General features: G+C 55.8%; 16 protein-coding genes. 11 read left to right on the top strand and 5 right to left on the bottom strand.

Annotated features, from left to right (window positions below; genetic code table 11):
* Positions 1-15: 15 nt before the first annotated feature.
* Together C1Y41_RS14045 and malT are read right to left on the bottom strand one after the other, a co-directional pair.
* Positions 16-543, bottom strand: coding sequence for a phenolic acid decarboxylase (locus tag C1Y41_RS14045; protein ID WP_104085653.1), 528 nt, complete (start codon positions 541-543; stop codon positions 16-18).
* A gap of 81 nt (positions 544-624) precedes the next feature.
* On the bottom strand, positions 625-3,327 hold the full coding sequence (malT, locus tag C1Y41_RS14050; RefSeq protein WP_071668334.1) for an HTH-type transcriptional regulator MalT: 2,703 nt from the start codon (positions 3,325-3,327) through the stop codon (positions 625-627).
* A 275-nt stretch (positions 3,328-3,602) separates the two neighbouring features.
* Here malT and malP point away from each other — a divergent pair, with 275 nt between their 5' ends.
* Both malP and malQ read left to right on the top strand, forming a co-directional pair.
* A complete protein-coding gene (malP, locus tag C1Y41_RS14055) occupies positions 3,603-6,005 on the top strand; it encodes a maltodextrin phosphorylase (protein ID WP_104085654.1) in 2,403 nt (800 codons plus the stop codon).
* An 8-nt stretch (positions 6,006-6,013) separates the two neighbouring features.
* Positions 6,014-8,068 (top strand): 4-alpha-glucanotransferase, encoded by a 2,055-nt coding sequence (malQ, locus tag C1Y41_RS14060; protein WP_104085823.1) that lies wholly within the window; start codon positions 6,014-6,016, stop codon positions 8,066-8,068.
* 89 nt (positions 8,069-8,157) lie between these two features.
* Here malQ and malM read toward each other — a convergent pair whose 3' ends face one another.
* The 3 genes from malM to malK all read right to left on the bottom strand — a co-directional run bounded on the left by malM (position 8,158) and on the right by malK (position 11,636).
* Positions 8,158-9,069 (bottom strand): maltose operon protein MalM, encoded by a 912-nt coding sequence (malM, locus tag C1Y41_RS14065; RefSeq protein ID WP_040113488.1) that lies wholly within the window; start codon positions 9,067-9,069, stop codon positions 8,158-8,160.
* Positions 9,070-9,183: 114 nt separating this feature from the next.
* Complete coding sequence (locus C1Y41_RS14070) at positions 9,184-10,485, bottom strand: maltoporin (RefSeq protein WP_040113487.1); 1,302 nt, start codon at positions 10,483-10,485, stop codon at positions 9,184-9,186.
* 26 nt (positions 10,486-10,511) lie between these two features.
* Positions 10,512-11,636, bottom strand: a complete 1,125-nt coding sequence (gene malK, locus C1Y41_RS14075; RefSeq protein WP_040113486.1) for a maltose/maltodextrin ABC transporter ATP-binding protein MalK — start codon at positions 11,634-11,636, stop codon at positions 10,512-10,514.
* 362 nt (positions 11,637-11,998) lie between these two features.
* Between malK and malE the strand changes: the two genes are divergently transcribed.
* The 9 genes from malE to uraH all read left to right on the top strand — a co-directional run bounded on the left by malE (position 11,999) and on the right by uraH (position 21,214).
* Positions 11,999-13,189, top strand: coding sequence for a maltose/maltodextrin ABC transporter substrate-binding protein MalE (malE, locus tag C1Y41_RS14080; RefSeq protein ID WP_071668331.1), 1,191 nt, complete (start codon positions 11,999-12,001; stop codon positions 13,187-13,189).
* Positions 13,190-13,247: 58 nt separating this feature from the next.
* Positions 13,248-14,780 (top strand): maltose ABC transporter permease MalF, encoded by a 1,533-nt coding sequence (gene malF / locus C1Y41_RS14085; protein ID WP_071668330.1) that lies wholly within the window; start codon positions 13,248-13,250, stop codon positions 14,778-14,780.
* A gap of 9 nt (positions 14,781-14,789) precedes the next feature.
* On the top strand, positions 14,790-15,680 hold the full coding sequence (gene malG / locus C1Y41_RS14090; protein WP_094111587.1) for a maltose ABC transporter permease MalG: 891 nt from the start codon (positions 14,790-14,792) through the stop codon (positions 15,678-15,680).
* A 456-nt stretch (positions 15,681-16,136) separates the two neighbouring features.
* Complete coding sequence (locus C1Y41_RS20360; RefSeq protein ID WP_255402130.1) at positions 16,137-16,268, top strand: hypothetical protein; 132 nt, start codon at positions 16,137-16,139, stop codon at positions 16,266-16,268.
* A 46-nt stretch (positions 16,269-16,314) separates the two neighbouring features.
* A complete protein-coding gene (locus C1Y41_RS14095) occupies positions 16,315-17,517 on the top strand; it encodes a YcaO-like family protein (RefSeq protein ID WP_158249870.1) in 1,203 nt (400 codons plus the stop codon).
* A 53-nt stretch (positions 17,518-17,570) separates the two neighbouring features.
* Entirely contained in the window at positions 17,571-18,353 is a 783-nt protein-coding gene (locus C1Y41_RS14100) for a trans-aconitate 2-methyltransferase (protein ID WP_158249871.1), read from the top strand.
* Positions 18,354-18,575: 222 nt separating this feature from the next.
* The gene (locus C1Y41_RS14105) at positions 18,576-19,364 is read left to right on the top strand and encodes a hypothetical protein (RefSeq protein ID WP_139239662.1); all 789 of its coding nucleotides are present in this window, start codon (positions 18,576-18,578) and stop codon (positions 19,362-19,364) included.
* 206 nt (positions 19,365-19,570) lie between these two features.
* A complete protein-coding gene (locus C1Y41_RS14110) occupies positions 19,571-20,674 on the top strand; it encodes an NADH:flavin oxidoreductase/NADH oxidase (RefSeq protein WP_040113479.1) in 1,104 nt (367 codons plus the stop codon).
* 126 nt (positions 20,675-20,800) lie between these two features.
* Complete coding sequence (uraH, locus tag C1Y41_RS14115) at positions 20,801-21,214, top strand: hydroxyisourate hydrolase (protein ID WP_104085657.1); 414 nt, start codon at positions 20,801-20,803, stop codon at positions 21,212-21,214.
* Positions 21,215-21,233: the final 19 nt, after the last annotated feature.

Consider the following 21,233-nt stretch of genomic DNA (forward strand, 5'->3'; position numbering starts at 1 on the left):
ATTCCGGCTATGGCGTTACTTATTATCAAAATAATCAGTCGGCATCTGTCCCGGTGCCATGTTGATCACCTCGTCATTGTCTGGCCCCTCATTTTTCATATAAGTGACCTGAGCAAATTCCGGGATAATAATATAGGGATAGGCCGGTCCCTCGTCACGAAAACGCTGCATATCTTCAATGAATTCATTCTGATAACAGATCGTTTTTTCCGGATGCTGCCCCTCCCCGGCGATCCACTGCGGGAAAAAAATCGTACCGTGAATAAGTTTACGTTCGAGATCAAACAGCAGGCTTACGCAGGTGCCGGTGGGTTCATGCCAGTCAACCTTATAGATACCGGGCGCAAACTGCACCGCATGCATCTTCTGATGAGTAACCCAGCGGCCTCCTACCAGCCCCTGATGAATGCGGTAGTCGCAGGTGGTTGCATTGCGGGCATACCACTCATATTTCCAGCCGTTGTCGTAGGTATAAACAAAGTGGGTTCCGATAAATGCAGACAGATCGCTGGCCTGTTCTGTCGCTGATGCGATTGAACTCATGCTTCACCTCACCAATGGGTAAAAAAAGCGTACTGGTAAGGTATAGCGCGTAATACGGGATTGCGTATCGCTTAACGACGTTTACACATACCCCATTAGTCTCAACATCGACCGCGCTTCGTGCATGGCTTCATTGCGATGGGTCACTCCCAGCTTCTGATAGAGGTTGCGGATATGGGTTTTGATGGTGGTAGCGGCGACATCAAGCTCGCCGGCAATCTGCTCATTGCTGTAACCGGAATAGATCAGACCCAGCACCTGCCATTCGCGCTGCGTCAGTGGGCTGGTGCGGACCAGCTCCGGAACATCGGGGTGGTTGAGTAAACGGCTGACAAAGCCCTCATCAAAATGGGCAAATTTATGCCGGTGATACTTATTAATTTCGTGCAGGATGCGGCGGGCGCGATGTTCATCTATCTCTTCCAGCACCGAAAGCTGCAACAGCTGCCGCAGCTGCTGCGCCATGATCTCGCCCTCAATCACAAACTGACTCATAAACCCTGTACTGCGCGCCAGCTTCAGGGCGGCAATCAGCACCCGCTGTGCATCGGGTTTACGATTAGTCTGCCAGTAAAGCTGATTAAGCAGCAGCAGGTTGCTGTTAAAATCGCTGGTGAGCTGAAGCGTCCGGGCATTCTCATTCAGCTCATCCAGAATCACTTCCGCCTGAATCAGATCGCCCGCCAGAAGCTGTGCCCGCGCCACGTTACGCCACTGCTCCTGTAAGAAGTGATTATTGGCGCTGGCCGGCCGGGAGGTAACGCGCAGCCACTGACTGGCGCTGGCGCTATCCCCGGTCAGCTGCCAGTAAAGGATACGCGCTTTATCCGCGTTGGCGATCCAGTCGATATGCAGCGTGCCATTATTGAGCAGATTCTCCAGCCGGGTAATGTGCGACCGGGCATTATCCAGATTACCCCGCGCCAGCGAGCACTGGATCAGCAGTCCCAGACACTGGATCTGCTGCTGCGGAGGAAAGCCGCGCAGTACCTGCATACCACTGCGAGCCGCCTGTTCAGCTTCATCAAGCCGACCCCAGGCCCAGAATAGCTGCGCGCGAATGCGTAACAGAAACTCATGCAGCGGAAATTGTGCGAGATGCTGTTCGTGAACCAGACGAAACGCCTTTTCCTGCATCTCCCATGCCGATTGTAAAAATCCCTGCGCAAACAGAATCTCGCTCTGCTGGATCAGGCTCCAGAGAACGTAGTGCCAGGTCTCTTCTTGCCGCGCCATCTGCTCTGTCTGACGCATCAGCGCCAGTGAATCAGCCAGCTCTCCTTTACAGTGCATGACCTCACCGTGGACAGAGGTCGCGACAATGCGGCTGTAGCTTTTCGACGCCGGCAGCAGCTGCAGAGCAAGACGCGCCAGCTGCGCGGCCTCTTCCGCATTGCCATCGTTAATGGCCACCTGAGCGCGTATTGCGTGCAGCTCGCCCTGCAGAGAGGCATCCATCTCACAGCAGCGCTGCTGTTCAAACTGCGCCAGCAGGCTGTTAACTTCGGAAAAACGATGCTGGCTCTGCATCAGCCACGCCTGCAGCAGCACCAGCTCCGGGTTTTCCAGCAACAGTGGCCATGGCAGAACCCGCAGGGAAGACTCCAGCAGCGCCAGTTCGCTTTGATTAAACAGGGTCCAGGCGTGCTCCAGCAGCACGTCGCGCAGCATATCGGTATCACCCGAGGCCAGGGCATGGTGGATCGCCTCGCCCGGGAAGCCCTGCCTCATCCAGCCTCGCGCCGCCGCACGATGCAGGGCCGGCAGCTCCGCGCTAAGCTCCCACTGACAGCGCTGGCGCAGAAAACTGCCAAACAGCGGATGGTAGCTGAACCACTCGCCCGCATTATCCATGCGCTGCAAAAACAGCCCCTGCCGCTCAATCTCCTCCAGCCGCATGCGGCCATTATCTTCACCCGTGACTGACGTCACGAGGGCATCATTCATCGAGCGCAGCAGCGCACTCTTCAGCAGGAACTGGCGGGTATCGGCATCGACAGTATCCAAAACCTCCTCAACCAGATAATCGGTGAGATGGCTGGCGTTGATGCCTGATAAACGGCGCGCGGAGTCCTGCGCTGAGCCTGCGCCCTGCCGGGCTGAGATAGCAATCAGCTGCAGTGCGGTCGCCCAGCCAGCCACATCATCACACAGCTGGTCGCTCTCTTCACCGGGCAGTGGCGCCTGCAGCCGGTTATCAAAAAATTGTTTAGCTTCATCGTGCGTAAAGGCGAGCTGCTGGCTGCTCAGCTCCAGCAGCTGTTCACGCACGCGCAGATTGGCGATGCCCAGCTGTGGCAGACCGCGCGACAGCACCACCAGGGTCAGATTTTCCGGCTGATGCTTCAGAAAAAAGCGCATCGCCTCATGAATAACCGGATTGGTAATATGATGGTAATCGTCAATAACCAGCCAGGCCGGACGCTGATAGTCAGCCAGCTCAATAAACAGCTGCGAGAAAAGCGCATTGAGATTAACGTAGTGCCGCTTTTGCGCCAGTGATTCACTGCGGCTGCAGCTGCCCTGAGTGGCCTGCTGCAGCGCAGCAATCAGATAGTCAGCAAACCGTTCCGGCTGATTATCCCCCTCATCCAGCGAATACCAGCCCAGGTCGCGCTTTTCTGCCGCCCACTGCGAAATCAGCGTGGTTTTACCGTACCCTGCGGGACTGGTAATCAGCACTAACCGGTAAACGGCGGCGGCATTCAGTTTCTGCAGCAGACGGCTACGGACCACCATGGCGTCATGGCGCACAGGACGACTCAGTTTTGACGGGATCAACATCGACGCACGCTCCTCCGTTAACGTCTGCGCAGTATTATTTTACGCTTCGTAATTATTCGACATACACGTTATCCATACGCCATCTTAATGCAAGCGAACTCAGCAGCGCGGCTTAACAAAAGCGAGGGGTATCACACTCCTGTCACGCTTTCGGAGTTTCCTTACCCTCTCCTCCCTCTCTATCCTCCTGCCTGAATAGTGCCGGGGAGGAGGAGATACACAACCGGCGCAGGCAAAATGCACGCTGACCTCTTCCTCTGACGGATGCTTAAGCCATGACCCAGTTACCTTTTGATTCCGACCGTTTTTCTGCTGCCCTGACGCGACAGTGGCAGCGCTTTGGCCTGCCCGACGCGCAGGCGATGAGCCGGCAGCAGTGGTGGCATGCCCTGAGCGGTGCGCTTGCCGAACTGCTGGCTGAACTGCCCGCGCAGCCGGCAGCGGGACCGCAGCGCCACGTTAACTATATTTCGATGGAGTTTCTCACCGGCCGTCTGACCGGCAATAACCTGCTTAACCTCGGCTGGTACCCGGCGCTGAACGATTTGCTGCAGCAACAGGGGCAGTCGCTGAGCGATGTGCTGGAACAGGAGATCGATCCGGCGCTGGGAAACGGCGGTCTGGGCCGCCTGGCCGCCTGTTTTCTCGATGCGATGGCAACCACGGGTCAGCCCGCTATCGGTTATGGCCTCAATTATCAGTACGGACTGTTCCGGCAGCATTTCAGCGACGGCGCGCAGCAGGAGCGGCCGGATGACTGGGGGCGAAATCGCTACCCCTGGTTTCGCCATAATGCGGCGCTGACGGTAACGGTTAATCTGGGCGGCAAGGTGAAAACTGAGCAGGGAAAAAACCGCTGGATCCCGGCGTTTCAGCTGCAGGGTGAGGCCTGGGATCTGCCGGTTGTGGGTTACCAGAACGGGGTGGTTCAGCCGCTGCGCCTGTGGCAGGCGAGCCACGCGCAGCCATTTGACCTGCAGCGGTTCAATAACGGCGATTTTTTGCGGGCGGAAAAGCAGGGCATTGATGCAGAGAAGCTGACTAAAGTGCTCTACCCTAACGATAACCATCAGGCGGGTAAGAAACTGCGCCTGATGCAGCAATATTTCCAGTGCGCCTGTTCGCTGGCGGATATTCTGCGCCGCCATCAGCAGGCGGGTCACGCTATTGACACGCTGGCCGATCGCGAAGTCATTCAGCTCAACGATACGCATCCCACTCTGGCGATTCCGGAACTGATGCGCCTGCTGCTGGATGAGTATGATTTCAGCTGGGAAAGCGCCTGGCAGCTGACGCAGCGCACCTTCGCCTATACCAACCACACGCTGATGCCGGAGGCGCTGGAGTGCTGGGATCTGACGCTGTTCCGTACCCTGCTGCCGCGCCACATAATGATTTTGAATGCCATCAATGCGGCACTTAAGCAGCAGGTTGAGGCGCAGTGGCCCGGTAATGCTGCCATCTGGGCCAGACTGGCGGTGGTGCATAATCATCAGGTGCGTATGGCTAACCTCTGCGTGGTGACCTGTTTTGCCGTTAACGGCGTTGCTGCCCTGCACTCAAAACTGGTGACAGAGGATCTTTTTCCGGAATATCACGCGCTCTGGCCAGCGAAATTCCACAATGTGACAAACGGCGTGACGCCGCGCCGCTGGATCAACCAGTGCAACCCGGCACTGGCTGCACTGATCGACCGCTCGCTGAATAAACCCTGGCTGACCGATCTCGACGCGCTGCGCGCGCTGGAGCCGCTGGCAGAGGACGCCTCATTCCGCGCAGAATATCGCGCCATCAAACAGCAGAACAAACTCGATCTGGCACAGTGGGTGGAACAGAAAACCGGCATTGTGATCAATCCGGACGCGCTGTTTGATGTACAGATAAAACGGCTGCATGAGTACAAGCGTCAGCATCTGATGCTACTGCATATTATTGCGCTGTGGCAGACGCTGGTCAGCGATCCGCAGGCCAACCTGGCGCCGCGCGTGATGCTGTTTGGCGCAAAAGCTGCACCTGGTTATGCGCTGGCCAAAAATATTATCTATGCCATTAACAAAGTTGCCATGACGATAAATGCTGACCCGCGCGTGGGCGATCGGCTGAAAGTGGTGTTTATCCCGGACTATAACGTCTCGGTCGCAGAAAGGCTGATCCCGGCAGCCGATCTCTCGGAACAGATCTCCACGGCCGGCAAAGAAGCGTCAGGCACCGGCAATATGAAACTGGCGCTGAACGGCGCCCTGACTATCGGTACGCTGGATGGCGCTAACGTGGAGATTGCCCGCGAGGTTGGCGACGAGAACATCTTTATCTTTGGCCATACCGTGGAGCAGGTCAGCGCGCTGAAGAGCGCGGGCTACGCCCCGGCAGTCTGGCGCAAAAAAGATAAACAGCTGCATCAGGTGCTGACGGCGCTGGAGGATGGGACGTTTAGCGACGGCGATTGCACGGCATTTGATGCGCTGGTGAAAAGTCTCGGGGCGGAGGGTGGCGATCCTTATCTGGTACTGGCCGATTTCCGTCACTATCTCAATGCGCAGCAGGATGCAGAAAAACGCTGGGCCGATAGTGAAGCCTGGACCCGCGCGGCGATCCTGAATACCGCACGCTGCGGCATGTTCAGCGCCGATCGCGCTATTCGTGACTATCAGCAACGAATCTGGCAGGCGGTGCGCTGAAGATGACAATGACAACGCTTACTCCGGCAGCGCTGATCGCGCCGGAATATATTGATGCTCACGGCAGACCGCGCCGCATTCCGGCCGCCACCGAGCAGTGGCTGCACACGATCATACAGCCGCCTCTCGCTACACCGTCAGCGCTGCCCCCGGTAGCAATTTTTCGTGGCGGAGAAGCCGTGGTAGTAGAGCCAGCGCTGAGCGGGGCGGCAGCATGGGAGCTGACCAGTGAAGCGGGCGAGCGCTGGTCAGGTGAGTGCCAGCCTGGTGAAACGCTGCGGTTGCCGGCACTGCCGGAAGGCTATCATCAGCTGACCCTGACGCAGCCGGCGCTGCTGTCGCGCTGCAGCCTGATTGTTGCGCCACCGCGCTGCTATGAGCCACCGGCATTGCTGGCCGGCGACAAGCTCTGGGGCTGCTGCGTGCAGCTCTATACGCTACGATCGCAGCATAACTGGGGCATCGGCGACTTTGGCGATCTGCGCCAGATGGCGGCAGAGATCGCGCAGCGCGGCGGCGCATTTATCGGGCTTAATCCGCTGCACGCCCTCTTTCCGGCTAATCCTGAGGGTGCCAGCCCTTACAGCCCCTCCTCGCGCCGCTGGCTGAATGTGCTCTATATCGACGTCAATAGCGTGGAGGATTTCAGACTCAGTGAGGCGGCGCAGGCGTGGTGGCAGCAGCCTGATACCCAACAGCGGCTTGCGGCCGCGCGTGACAGCGAATACGTGGATTACGCCGCCGTTACCGCGCTAAAGCTGGAGGGCTTACGCCTTGCCTGGAGACAGTTCAGGCGACGTTCGCCGGATGAACCGGTAATGCAGGAATTTGATGCGTTTGTTAAAGCGGGCGGACAGAGCCTGCTGAGTCAGGCGTTGTTTGATGCGCTGCAGGCGCACCAGCGCGCCAAAAATCCTGCGCTGTACGGCTGGAAAAGCTGGCCGGAAGCGTATCAGCATCCCGACAGCGCCGCCGTGCTGGCGTTTCGTATTGAACATAGCGACGAAGTACGCTTTTACCTCTGGCTGCAGTGGCTGGCTGCCTCTCAGTTCGCAGCCTGCTGGTCCGTGTGCTGCGCGCAGCAGATGCCGGTTGGCCTCTACCGCGATCTGGCGGTAGGCGTCGCGCAGGATGGCGCAGAGACCTGGCGCGAACGCGATCTCTATTGTCTGCAGGCCAGCGTGGGTGCGCCGCCCGATATTCTGGGGCCGCTGGGGCAAAACTGGGGGCTGCCACCGATGGATCCGCAGATCCTGACAATGCGTGCGTTTACCCCGTGGATCGATCTGCTGCGGGCCAATATGCGCGACTGCGGCGCGCTGCGCATTGATCACGTAATGGCACTGCTGCGCCTCTGGTGGATCCCGCAACATGAGAAGGCCGCTGAGGGCGCCTACGTTCACTATCCGGTTGATGCCCTGCTGGCCATTCTTGCGCTGGAGAGCCAGCGCCATCGCTGTATGGTGATAGGTGAGGATCTGGGCACCGTACCGGAAGCGATTGTCGCTAAGCTGCGCGACAGCGGCGTCTACTCCTACAAAGTGCTCTACTTTGAGCAGACGGCAACGCGCGCGTTTCGCGCGCCGGAAGCCTGGCCACGGCAGGCGATGGCGGTTGTCACCACGCATGATATGCCTACCCTGCGCGGCTGGTGGCAGAGTGATGACTTAACGCTGGGCAGCAGGCTGGGACTCTATCCGGATAAAGCGATCCTGGCGGGTCTGTACCGCGAGCGCGCGGCGGCAAAAAAGGCGCTGCTGCATACGCTGCAGCAGCAGGGAGCGCTGGCGCACCGCTATCCGCTTCAGCGCGGCCGTGCGCCCATGCGCCGCGCGATAAACCGTGCGGTTCACCGCCTGGTGGCGGCCAGTAACAGCGCCCTGCTTGGCCTGCAGCCGGAGGAGTGGCTCGATATGGATCGGCCGGTAAACGTGCCCGGTACGGTGGACAGTTACCCTAACTGGCGCCGCAAGCTCACGCTGTCGCTGGAGGCGATGTTTACGGATGAAGGGATTACGCACCTGCTGCAGGAGGTCAGTCACGTGCGTCAGCGGCACCCCTGATCAGACGCCCCGGACCGGGGCGGTTTCTGCAATAAAAAAGGTGCGCCGGAGCGCACCAGGTGCTGCAACTCAGCACTGTCGGGGCAGGTTCACCCCTTGCCTTTTACACTGCTGATAAACGTTTGCCGCGCTGAGGTGGACCCCAGTCGCTCGGCCTCATTCAGAAGCTTCAGCGCTTTATCAATGTTGCCCTGGCTGACCGCCTGACGGATATTCTGATTGAAGTAACTTTCGGTGTCGTTTTCCAGCGGCACCGGCTTCACGGCAGAGGCGGGACGCACGGCAGCGGGCGCAGGCGCCTGAGTATTGCCGATCACAACCGGAGCCGATGCCGATGAACCGAACAGCGGGCCGACCAGAATAGAGGACGCGGAACTGGTAGAGACTTTCAGCTTCAGCCTGCCGCTCTGGCTGTGTGTGGCAACCGGATCGGGAATATCAGGAACCGCATGGCCGGTGCCTTTCGCGTAAGCTTTGGCCGGATCGACCAGCGTGGTGGTCTGGGTCAGATCCCGGTCGGTGGTAAAGACCAGCAGATAAATTTTCTGCTGTCCCGGCACCGGCGTCAGTTTCATTACGCCTTCAAGACGATCGGCGCTCATGACGCCCGGCTGCTGGTAAGCAAAGAACTGCGACGGGAACCACGCTGCCGGACGCAGGTTTTCATCGAGCACCAGTACATTAGGCGCGAACACGCGGTTGTCAGCAACCTCACTGCTCAGCGTAACGGTCAGCTCACCCTGACTGGCTGGCAGACTATACGCCGCAACCGGACCACGGATCCCCGGCAGAGCATCTCCGGTGCCGCTGTCGCGCAGCTGAGTGGTTACCGCACGCGACGTGTCAGCAGGTTGCCAGTTCAGGCGCTGCAGAGTTTCAGGTGAAACGGCGGGTGCGGTGGAGAGATCCTGCGGCACCAGATTAATATCAGCGACAGCGGGCAGCGTAACGCCGGTCAGCAGCGCAGCGCTCAGGCAGAGCGCGGTAAGCGTTTTTTTCATCGTTTTATCTCTGATAGCTGGAGGCAGCGCCGGCACCAGGCAATGGCCAGCGCTGCCTAATCGGTGAGCCGCATCGGCGGGTGCGGCCATTCTGTTACAGGGTAACGCTGAGGCTTACCACCAGATTTCCATCTGTGCGCCAAAGCTCCACTCATCATTGTCGCCCCGGCTGTTGGTGAACAGGCCATTACCGGTGCTGTCAGCAGCGGCCAGCGTGGTCAGGTTGCCATCGGCATTTTTGCTATAGCCCCACTTCTCATCCCATTTGGCATAGGTTGCAAACAGGCGCAGCGCCGGACGGGACCAGATGCTGTCGCCCGCCTGCCACTGCTGGGCCAGGGTAATTTTGTACTGCCCGTTGCGATCGCCGACCTGCTGCGACTTCACGTTGTCGTAGCCCAGCTCAAGCAGCGTGCTCATGATAGGCGTCCATTTGTACATCGGGCGCACGCCCACGGTGTACCACTCGTTGCCGCGATTATTATCGAGGTCGGTGTTCTGATACATCGCGACGTACATCAGGTCCCAGCGCTCGGCCAGCGAGATGGCACCGTGATCCAGCACGCGGTACATTTTGCCGTCGTTATTGATATTCGTGCCCTGCGGCAGCCCTTTGCCCTGCGAAGTCAGCGCGTCCGTTGCGTACTGAAGTACAAACTTGTTGTAGCCTTTCAGCATGCTCTGCGTATGTTCGGCGGTGAAGAGCCAGCCATCTTTGGACGCGCCATCCTCCAGACGATACCCGTCGCGCGCGTTAGCACGGCCATAGTCGACGCCGAGTTCCAGCACGCCATCCGGGTTGGTTTCCAGACCCGCCAGGCGCACATCAAACACGTCGTTCGCGGTGCTGGTTGCGTAGTCGCGGATGCGATCGCTGGAGAAGGTGTAGGAGCCGCCCGCTTCTGATGAGCGCGTGGCGGCGAAAGAGAGTTTGCCGAAGCCGAGGTCAACATCTTCCAGGCCTGCGCCGGGACCGGAGATATCCCAGTAGTAGAAGTCGATCATATGCACGTCGTGACGCTGATAAAAGCGCTTACCGGCCCAGATAGTAGAGCCCGGCAAAGCATCAATCAGGTTTTTGCCTTTAACGTTGGCTTCGCGGAAGGCAGGTGAAGTTGCCTCCCAGTCATTCTGCTGCGATACGGAGTAGGCAACGTTGGTGTCAAAATAGAAACTCTTATCGCCCTCCTTCCAGACTTCCTGTCCCAGCTTAAGCTCGGCGTAGGTTTCACATTCGTTACCCAGACGGTACTTACTTTGTGCGCCGGTCGCCTGGAAGCACTGTTGTTCACCGCCGCTGCCGGTCCAGCCAATGCCGGAACGGGCGTAACCGGTGAAGTCCACCGCCATAGAGGAGGCGGACAGGGTACCCGCAGCGATAGCGATCGCCACGGGGAGTTTGCGCAGAGTTATCATTTATTTATCTCCTGAGATCATTGCTTTTATTGTTTTGCAGGGTACACACCAGGCTCCTGATGCAGCCTGCGACAGGCGCTGCCATCTTCACGAAACAGATGGCAGCGTTCCGGCGGCAGGCCGATGCCCATCAGGGCGCCCTCTTCTGCCAGCACCACGTCCTCCTGGCGATAAACCAGGTTTTGACGGATGGCGGGGATTTGAATGTGGATTTGCGTTTCATTGCCGAGCTGCTCAACGACCTGCACCTCTCCCTCCAGCGTGACATCGGCGATGTCGCTGGAGAGCAGATGCTCAGGCCGGATACCCAGCGACATGTTGCTGCCGATCTGCACGCCGGTGCTCTCGACCGGCAGCCAGACCAGCTGATTGTTGGGCAGACGCACCTGAACCTGATCGATTGCGGTGGCGGTTACTTTTACCGGAAGGAAATTCATCCGCGGGGAACCGATAAATCCGGCGACAAAGCGATTGGCGGGGTAATGATAAAGTTCCAGCGGTTTGCCAATCTGCGCGATGCGTCCTGCTTCGAGCACCACAATTTTGTCGGCGAGCGTCATCGCTTCTACCTGATCGTGGGTAACGTAGATCATGGTGCGCTTCAGCCGTTTATGCAGTCGCGAAATTTCGATGCGCATCTGGACGCGCAGCGCGGCATCAAGGTTGGATAACGGCTCGTCGAGCAGAAAAACGCGCGGTTCAGCCACCAGTGTCCGGCCAATCGCCACCCGCTGCCGCTGACCGCCAGAGAGCGCTTTGGGCCGCCTGTCCAGCAGATGCGCCAGCTGCAGCACCTCGGCTACCTGGTTTACACGCTGCTGGATCTCGGCGCGCCTGACGCCGGCCAGCTTCAGGCCAAAGGACATATTTTCCGCAACGTCCAGATGCGGATAAAGCGCATATGACTGAAACACCATGCCGATCCCGCGCTCTGCTGGCGGTACCTCATTCATGCGCTTGCCGCCGATCAGCAGGTCGCCTTTAGTGATGGTTTCAAGCCCGGCAATCATCCGCAGCAGGGTCGACTTACCGCAGCCGGATGGTCCGACAAACACCACAAATTCACCTTCGGCAATCTCAAGATTGATATCTTTCGAGACTTCGGTTTCACCCCATGTTTTGGAGACATGACGTAACGCAACGCTCGCCATAATACTTTTCCTCTCAACGTGCCCTGTTGGCTGATATGACTGCTGGCCGATTCTGTGGCTCATCATGAAAGCCCCGGCAGCCGCTGACATCCTCCACCACAACGTGAATGCACGGGGGATGAGCCGGGAGGAGGAGAAAGGATGCGTGCCGGCTGCCAGCTGCCGGATGAAGAAATTTTTGTGATGTCAGACGCAGAAAAAAGCGGGAGAAAGTGTGCGCCAGCCCATAAAAACAGGGATTTTTGCAAGCAGGATCACGCGTTTACGCCTGCAGGCGTAGAGAGCAGGAGGATGAAACCGTGCTACAGAACCTGACAATAAACGGGACGCTTACTTCCCGCTTTCGTTTACAGGATGGACTTATGACAATGAAAACCGTCTCGCGCTTATTCGCCCTCTCCGCGCTCTCCGCCGTGCTGTTCTCTGCTTCGGCTCTCGCAAAGATCGAAGAGGGAAAACTGGTTATCTGGATCAACGGTGACAAGGGCTACAACGGACTGGCCGAGGTTGGCAAAAAATTTGAGCAGGAGACCGGCATCAAAGTCACCGTGGAACATCCGGATAAGATGGAGGAGAAGTATCCGCAGGTGGCCGCCACCGGTGATGGCCCCGATATCATTTTCTGGGCTCACGACCGTTTTGGCGGCTATGCGCAGTCAGGTCTGCTGGCGGAGATCTCACCTGACAAAAATGTGCAGGACAAGCTGTTTCCCTTTACCTGGGATGCGGTGCGCTACAACGGCAAGCTGATTGGTTATCCGGTATCGGTCGAGTCCCTCTCGCTGATTTATAACAAAGATCTGGTCGCCGAACCGCCAAAAAGCTGGGAAGCCATCGCCGATCTGGACAAGCAGCTGCGCGCCAAAGGCAAGAGCGCCATCATGTTTAACCTGCAGGAGCCTTACTTCACCTGGCCACTGCTGGCGGCAGGCGGTGCCTATGCTTTCAAACCTACGCAAAGTGGATTTGATATCAAAGACACCGGCGTGGATAACGCCGGGGCGAAAGCGGGCATGCAGTTCCTTGTGGATCAGGTCAAAGCCAAAGTGCTGAATGCGGATACCGACTACTCCATCGCTGAAGCGGCATTCAATAAAGGGCAGACGGCGATGACGGTTAATGGTCCGTGGGCGTGGAGCAACATCGACAAGAGCGGCATCAAATACGGGGTGACCACCCTGCCAACGCTCAATGGCAAACCCTCTAAAACCTTTGTCGGTGTACTGAGCGCCGGTATCAACGCCGCCAGCCCCAACAAAGAGCTGGCAAAAGAGTTTCTGGAGAACTATCTGCTGACCGACAGCGGGCTTGAGGCGGTCAATAAAGATAAGCCGCTGGGCGCCGTGGCGCTGAAATCGTATCAGGCAATTCTGGAGAAAGATCCGCGTATCGCCGCCACCATGAGCAACGCACAGAACGGCGATATCATGCCAAACATCCCACAGATGTCCGCCTTCTGGTACGCCATGCGCACTGCCACCCTTAACGCGCTGAAAGGACGCCAGAGCGTGGACGCCGCGCTGAAAGATGCGCAGACCCGTCTGAACAAGTAAACCCTGTCTGAAGCCGGCGCTGTCCGGCTTTTTATCAGCTGTTGAGGAATTTCGGATCATGTCAGGAAAAACGGAACGGTACAGCCAGATGCTGAAAGGCGTACTGGTTGGCGGCTGCTGTCTGTTAGTCGGCTATCTGCTGGTGCTGATGTATGTGCAGGGAGAGTACCTGTTTGCGCTCATGACGCTGATTGTCAGCGCAACCGGCATCTGGATTTATGCTAATCGCCGCGCTTATGCCTGGCGCTATGTCTATCCGGGCCTGGCCGGCATGGCTATTTTTGTGCTGTTTCCGCTGGCCTGCACTATCGCTATCGCGTTCACCAATTACAGCAGTACCAATCAGCTTTCGCAGGAACGGGCGCAGCAGGTGCTGCTTGGCAGGCAGTATCAGGATGGCGCCGGGCTGAATTTTGCGCTCTACCCGGCCGATCGGCGCTGGCAGCTGGTGCTCAGCGACAGCAGCAGCGATGAACGCTACGTCTCCACGCCGTTCGATTTCGGCAGCGTACAGACCCTGACGCTGCAGCAGGCGCCGCTGCCCGCTACTCAGCGCGCCACGCTGAAAGTCATCACCACGCATCGCCAGGCGCTAAGCCAGATCCGTGCCCGGTTGCCGGATGGACGTGAGCTGGTGATGAGCTCCTTACGCCAGTTCTCGGGTACCCGTCCGCTCTATGTTGCCGGGCACCAGGGCGTGCTGAAAAATCAGCAAACTGGCGTACGCTATCAGGCTAATCAGGACACGGGGTTTTACCAGCAGATTGCGGCTGACGGCAGCTGGGGCAGTGAACAGCTGAGCCCTGGATTTACCGTTAACGCGGGCTGGAAAAACTTTGTTCGCGTCTTTACTGACGAAGGGATCCAGAAACCGTTTCTCGCCATTTTTGGCTGGACGCTGATCTTCTCGCTGGTGACGGTGATCCTGACCGTTGCAGTGGGCATGGTGCTGGCCTGTCTGGTGCAGTGGGAAGCGCTGCGCGGTAAGGCTATCTACCGCGTGATGCTGATTTTGCCCTACGCCGTACCGGCTTTTATCTCCATCCTTATCTTCAAGGGGCTGTTTAACCAGAGTTTTGGTGAAGTTAACGTCATGCTCAAGGCGCTGTTTGGCGTCCAGCCTGCCTGGTTCAGCGATCCCGCGCTGGCGCGTACCATGCTGGTCATCGTGAATACCTGGCTCGGCTATCCCTACATGATGATTCTGTGCATGGGGCTGTTAAAAGCTATCCCGGACGATCTGTATGAGGCTTCCGCGATGGATGGCGCGGGTCCGCTGCAGAATTTTTTCCGCATCACGCTGCCGCTGCTGCTTAAGCCCCTTATGCCGCTGATGATTGCCAGCTTTGCCTTTAATTTTAATAACTTTGTTCTGGTGCAGCTGCTTACCAACGGCGGACCGGATCGGATCGGGACTACCACGCCCGCCGGCTACACGGATCTGCTGGTCAATTACACCTGGCGTATTGCGTTTGAGGGCGGCGGCGGGCAGGACTTTGGCCTCGCGGCGGCGATTGCAACGCTGATTTTCATGCTGGTCGGGGCACTGGCGGTCATCAACCTGAAAGCCGTGCGCATGAAGTTTGACTGAGGAAAAATTATGGCAATGGTACAACCCAAATCACAAAAGCTTCGTTTGCTGCTGACGCATCTGCTGCTGCTGGTTTTTATTGCCGCCATCCTGTTTCCGCTGCTGATGGTGGTCGCTATTTCACTGCGTTCCGGCAATTTTGCGACCGGCTCGCTGATCCCGGAGCAGATCTCCTGGGAGCACTGGAAGCTGGCGCTTGGATTCAGCGTTACTCAGCCGGATGGCAGCGTCACACCGCCACCCTTCCCGGTACTGCTCTGGCTGTGGAACTCGGTGAAGATCGCAGCGATAAGCGCGCTGGGTATCGTGACGCTATCCACGACCTGTGCCTACGCCTTTGCCCGCATGCGTTTTGCCGGCCGCGCAACCCTGCTGAAAGGTATGCTGATCTTCCAGATGTTTCCGGCGGTGCTGTCGCTGGTCGCGCTCTATGCATTGTTTGACCGGCTCGGTCAGTATGTGCCCTTTCTCGGACTCAATACGCACGGCGGCGTAATCTTTGCCTATCTTGGCGGCATTGCGCTGCACGTCTGGACCATTAAAGGCTACTTCGAAACCATCGATGGCTCGCTGGAAGAAGCGGCCGCGCTGGATGGCGCAACGCCCTGGCAGGCGTTTCGTCTGGTGCTGCTGCCGCTGTCGGTGCCGATTCTGGCAGTGGTCTTTATTCTGGCCTTTATCGCCGCGGTCACCGAAGTGCCGGTCGCTTCGCTGCTGCTGCGTGACGTTAACAGCTATACGCTGGCCGTTGGTATGCAGCAATATTTAAATCCGCAGAACTATCTCTGGGGCGACTTTGCCGCCGCTGCGGTGTTGTCTGCCATTCCCATTACGCTGGTATTCCTGCTGGCACAGCGCTGGCTGGTCAGCGGTCTGACAGCGGGCGGTGTTAAAGGCTAACCTCTTCATCATTGTGTGACCTCGCTGCCCCGGTGTTTAACCACCGCTGGGGCGTTTGACGGCCCCCGGGCCGTCTTTTTTTATGGCGAGGGAAATAATCAACATTTTTTCTTACTGAACCCGACCTCCCCTGGGATAAGAGATGATTGATTTATGCAACTCCATCAGGAAATTATTCAGAAAAAAAAGAGGCATAGCCGTGCAGATAAAAATCCTCATATTACCTTTGAAATCAATCACCCGGAAAATGAACGATAAAGCGGCAAGGAATTATTTTATAAATAGTAATATTTCCGGGAAAGTAATATGAAAAATTAAAGATAAAACTGCCAAAAACTTCAATAAGTATAAATTGATCTGGCGCACATTTATATTATTCAGGGTTTGAATTCAGAGTGACGTTAATTAAATATATCCCTGCCGCAATCAGCGGTTTGCTAATAAAGGAGTCTAATCATGGGATATTTAAACTCAGGCATCAGCAACAGCAATAGCGAGAATGCGAACAAAGCCGTACTCACTATTGAAGAAGAGGAAGTGTTAGCGTCCGCCTCGCAGGCGGATGAAGAGAGTCAGTCTGAAGACTAACATTTCAGCGGCACATTATTGTGCCGCTTTAATATGGACATTTATCATGACTATCCTGCCTGAAAGATCTGTCACCCTTACCCGGTCAAGAAACGCAATAGAGCGTTATTTTTCCCGACAGAATATTCAGATAAAAAATGACAACTTTGGCAATACGCTTTCAGCTACGGTTACGCTGTTAAACAGGGAAAGTGGCACCAAACCGATTTCTGGCTGCGGTAAAGGCTATGCAGAGGAAGCCAGTGTTGGTGCACTCTATGAAGCTTATGAACATTACAGAAGCTTTCCGGCACTCAGAGAGAAAAGCAGGTTATATCCCTTCGGGTCAGTCATTCAGCAGGCAGAACTTCGCGGGATGTTGCCATTGACTATTCTTGCGAAATCATCACCCGCCAAAATTGCAGCAGTGGAATTTACAGATAAAAAGGGTTGTGCGTCACTGCTCTGGCCTCTTTTTTTAACGGATTGCGAATATTTCAGCCATATCATTCAGGGAGACACTACAGACTATAGCGCAGCGCGACGCTATACCAGTAATGCAGGTATCGCTGCGGGTTATGGTTTTACTGAAGCAGCGATTCACGCCATCGGAGAAATAATAGAGCGGCACTGCACAGGTATCCTGCTGGCAAAAACATTTTTCTATGGTACACAAAAAGAGGTTCGACTTGTTAATACGGATTCACTGCCCCCTGCAGCTGAAAAACTTTTCAATGATGCTCAGTCTGCTTTAGAGGATGAAATCAATATTATTGATGCCTCAGAACCGTCACTGCCTCCTGTTTATCTTGCTTACTGTAAGAGTAAGCCGCGCCTGGGGATAAACATCTACGGCGCTGGCTGTTCACTTTATGCTCATCATGCGGTTGCCCGGGCTATCAAAGAACTGGTCCAGCTGCATAAACTGGCCGATAATTTTACCTGCTTTACTGAGGAACTGGAAAAACACCAGCATAACCTGAGAGAGCATGAAAAATTATATCGCAGCCTTGTTGCCGATTTTGGCAGCCTCGCTTCTGTCAGCGTTGAGCTGCCAGAGAAACGCGCTGAACTGACTCTGCAAGAGCACCTTCACCGCCTGACAACCCTGTGCGAAATGGCCGGATTGCCTGTATGGCTTAAAGAAATAGACAGCGATCCTGCCGGCGTATCACTGGTCTGTGCCGTCATGCCCGGTATGGAGCGATTTGCCCTGGTCAGTTTGGGTAACGTCGTTATTCCCTGCCGAAGCTATCAGGATCAGATATGAGTAGAATAATTTACATCCGGGTCCCGAATCGGGAACGGCATGATATTTTTATCATGACAACCTCTGAATCGATTTTTGCCGGCATACGAAAGCCGTTAAGCCACGTGGCTTACAGCATCATTCTTCCCGATATGATAAAAGGCCCGCTCATTTCGCTGGATGAAACCAAAGATGAAATAACCCTCGGCATCAGAGTGCTGGACGATCCGGCGTGGCGTGAAAAATTACTTCCCCCCTGCCCGGATTACAATATCCACTTTCCATGGCCGCCGCTGGATGATGAAGGGAATGAGGCTATATGCCCGGAATCATTCTGGGATCAGATGGCCGGTACACCGGAGAAGCTGGACATACAGGAAGCGCACTTCCGCCTGCATACCGTAAATTTGCTGCGTGAGATTGCTTTTCCCGACTGCCGCGTATTTGACCCGGCCTGCTCTACCGGAACCTTCCTTGCCTCAGTAAAACAAAAGCTTCCCCGGCTAAACTATTTCGCTGCCGATCGCGCGGAAAAAATGGTCCTGAAGGCCAGGCAGCAGCTGCCGCAGGTTGTACAGAGCGACTTTATGCAATCCTGTGACCGTGACAGGTATGATATTATTTTTTGCCGCTTCGCCAATCATGAAGTGATAAGACACGATCAGGCAGCACCTGTTATCGATAAACTTATTACGCTGCTTAATAAGAAAGGGTATTTAATTATTTTTGGTCATACCCCTGTAAATTGTGATGTTAAAAATCATGTGCGAGGCAAAAACATTGCTCTTAAAATGACAAGCGGCTATAGCGAACGTTCAGCAGGTTTTTTCCAGTATTATCTGTTACAGACACTTTGAAAGACTGCGCTGAGGCCACAGGCACGTGCGACATACCGCTTAACATTAAGCATAAAATGCTGCAGTGGCGCTGCTGCTCTTTAAGCTGAATAACAGATTTTACTTTAAGCAGTGATTACTAAATTTTCGATCAAAACTAATTCCAATCATTAGATACCCTGAATACATTAGCGATACTAAAATCTATTGTCAGGGATAATTGTGGATTCGCTAAGGAAATCAGTGACTGTCAGCGCAGTATCCGATGGCGTTCTGAGTAAAAGAACGCTCAAACTATGCAGATTGCTTAATGATAGCGATAAGCTGATCGATATTGCGCCAGCGACCGCTTTTCTCGATTTTTTGAAAGGCATGGAAGTCACGCATAGCGCCTACCAGCGTAGCGGTATTATCAAGAGCAAGCGTGCGCTGTTCCTTTATAACGAAGGCCTGCTTCATCCTGACAGCACCCTGTTTCTGGCGCGTAAAAAACAGGAGATCCTCGGCACAATCAGCGTGATTGCTCAGCGAAACCAGCAGCTGCCCTGCTCCCTGCTGTTTGGTGCAGAGATAGCCGCCCTCGGGCTGGAAAACCGGAAAGTCGTAGAGCTGGGTACGCTGTCGGTCAAGCAGACGCAGCAGCAGGACAATCTGGTGTTTATGCTCTATCTCAGGATTATGATTTATACGATTTTTGTGGAGCAGGTAGACGATCTGCTTATTCAGGTTAAAGAGAACGTAGCGCCTTTTTATATGCGCAATTTCATGTTTACCCGGATAGGTAAAACCAAAAAACATCCTGAGTACAGCGATCTGAATGCTGTGTTATTGCGTCTCGACGTTAAGAAGATGCGGGAAAAAATCTATGAACAACAGTGCTACGGAGCCAATGGCTGGCTGCGTATTTTATGCGAACTTGGACTGAACCGGCACTATCGTACCATCTGTGCTCAGTGTCGTAATGGCCAGCGCTTCAGGCCGGATCCGCAGGATGCCGCTGTTTATCGTTATCTCTGCTCGCTTCAGAGGTAAATTAAAGGCCACCGCAAGCCCTGTCAGGCGATATCATTGCCGCGGCTGAAGAGGGTGTATTTATAATAAAATAGTATGTTGTAACTAGAAAACCAAATCTTTCCGGTTAACGCTTAGAAACAGAATCCCTGTGCCGGGCCGCCTCCGTTCGCCGATGACCATCTACACTTATTTCACCTGAGATCCCCTGAAAACATGAGGTTAAGATGAGTCTGTTATTTAGCGCCACGAAACTGGGACAGCTCTCGCTGGAGAATCGCATTATTATTGCGCCCATGTGTCAGTACTCCGCTGAGGCGGGTAAAGCCACCGCCTGGCACCGTATCCATCTGGGGCAGCTTGCCCTGTCCGGTGCGGGCTTACTGATTATCGAAGCAACAGCCGTTGAGGATATCGGCCGCATATCGCCGGGCGATCTGGGATTGTGGGACGATGAGACTGAGGCGGCACTGGCCAGCGTGCTGGAGGATATCCGTCCATGGGCAACCCTGCCAATAGGTATCCAGCTGGGTCACGCAGGTCGCAAAGCCTCCTGTGCCGTGCCGTGGGAAGGCGGCGAGCAGCTTTCGGCTCAACAGGGCGGCTGGCAGACGGTGGCTCCCTCCGCAGAGGCTTACCAGTCGGGCGAACAGGCGCCACACGCGCTGAGTAAAGAGGAGCTGATGCGCCTGAAACAGGCCTTTGTTGACAGCGCGCAGCGCGCGGTCCGCATCGGTATCGAACTGGTTGAACTGCATGCTGCCCATGGCTATCTGCTGCATCAGTTTCTCTCTCCGCTCAGTAACAAGCGCGATGATGAATATGGCGGATCGCTGGAAAACCGCATGCGCTATCCGCTGGAAGTGTTTCAGGCGATACGCGATGCTCTGCCAGATTCAGTACCGGTGGGCGTGCGTATTTCAGCAACTGACTGGGTCGCAGGCGGCTGGGATAATGAGCAGTCTATTGCGTTCAGCCAGCAGCTGGCCGCCGCAGGCTGTGCCTATATTCACGTCTCCAGCGGCGGACTGTCGCCCGATCAGGAGATCGATATCGGCCCAGGCTATCAGCTCTCTTTTGCGCGCGATATTCGCAAAGTGGTGGATATACCGGTAATCGGTGTCGGACTGATAACCGATCCGCAGCAGGCGGAACAGGCTCTGCACACCGGTGATACAGACCTGATTGCGCTGGCGCGCGGCATGCTCTGGGATCCGCACTGGCCGTGGCACGCTGCCGCTGAGCTGGGCGCCACCGTTAAGGCTCCGCCGCAGTATCTGCGTTCAGAGCCGCACGGTCTGAAAGGCACTCTGGTACAGAACGGCAAGTGATCCATTGCGGCAGGCGCTCCGCCTGCCGCACCCTCTGGGAAATTTCACAGATTGTGGCCAGCGTGAGGCGCTCCGGCCCTTAGCCTCTATGCTTCATTTCACGCATTCACATTAAAGGACGATGAAATGAAACCTCAACACCTTCTGCTTTCTGCTGTTTTACTTTGCACCGCTGGCGTCGCCGCGGCCGATACCATGAAAAACCCGGTGAGCGTACACGTGCTCAACCTGCAGACCGGCATCCCCACCGCTGGCGTAAAAGTAGAACTGGATCAGAAAGCAGGCGATAACTGGACAAAACTGGCGGAAGCCACCACGGATGCGCAGGGGCGGATCCCGGCACTCTATCCGAAAGATAAAATGGCGCAGTCAGGTATTTATCGCGTGGTGTTTGAAACCGGGGAGTATTATAAGTCAGTTAATCAGCAGACTTTCTTTCCGGAAATTCCGGTGATTTTTAACCTTGAGAAAACCGATCAGCATTACCATATCCCGCTGCTGCTGAGCCAGTATGGCTATTCAACCTATCGCGGTAACTGATTGATAAAACGCGCTGGCG

It is taken from the genome of Pantoea sp. ICBG 1758 (genome assembly GCF_002928325.1).
Classification (GTDB): Bacteria; Pseudomonadota; Gammaproteobacteria; order Enterobacterales; family Enterobacteriaceae; genus Pantoea; species Pantoea eucrina.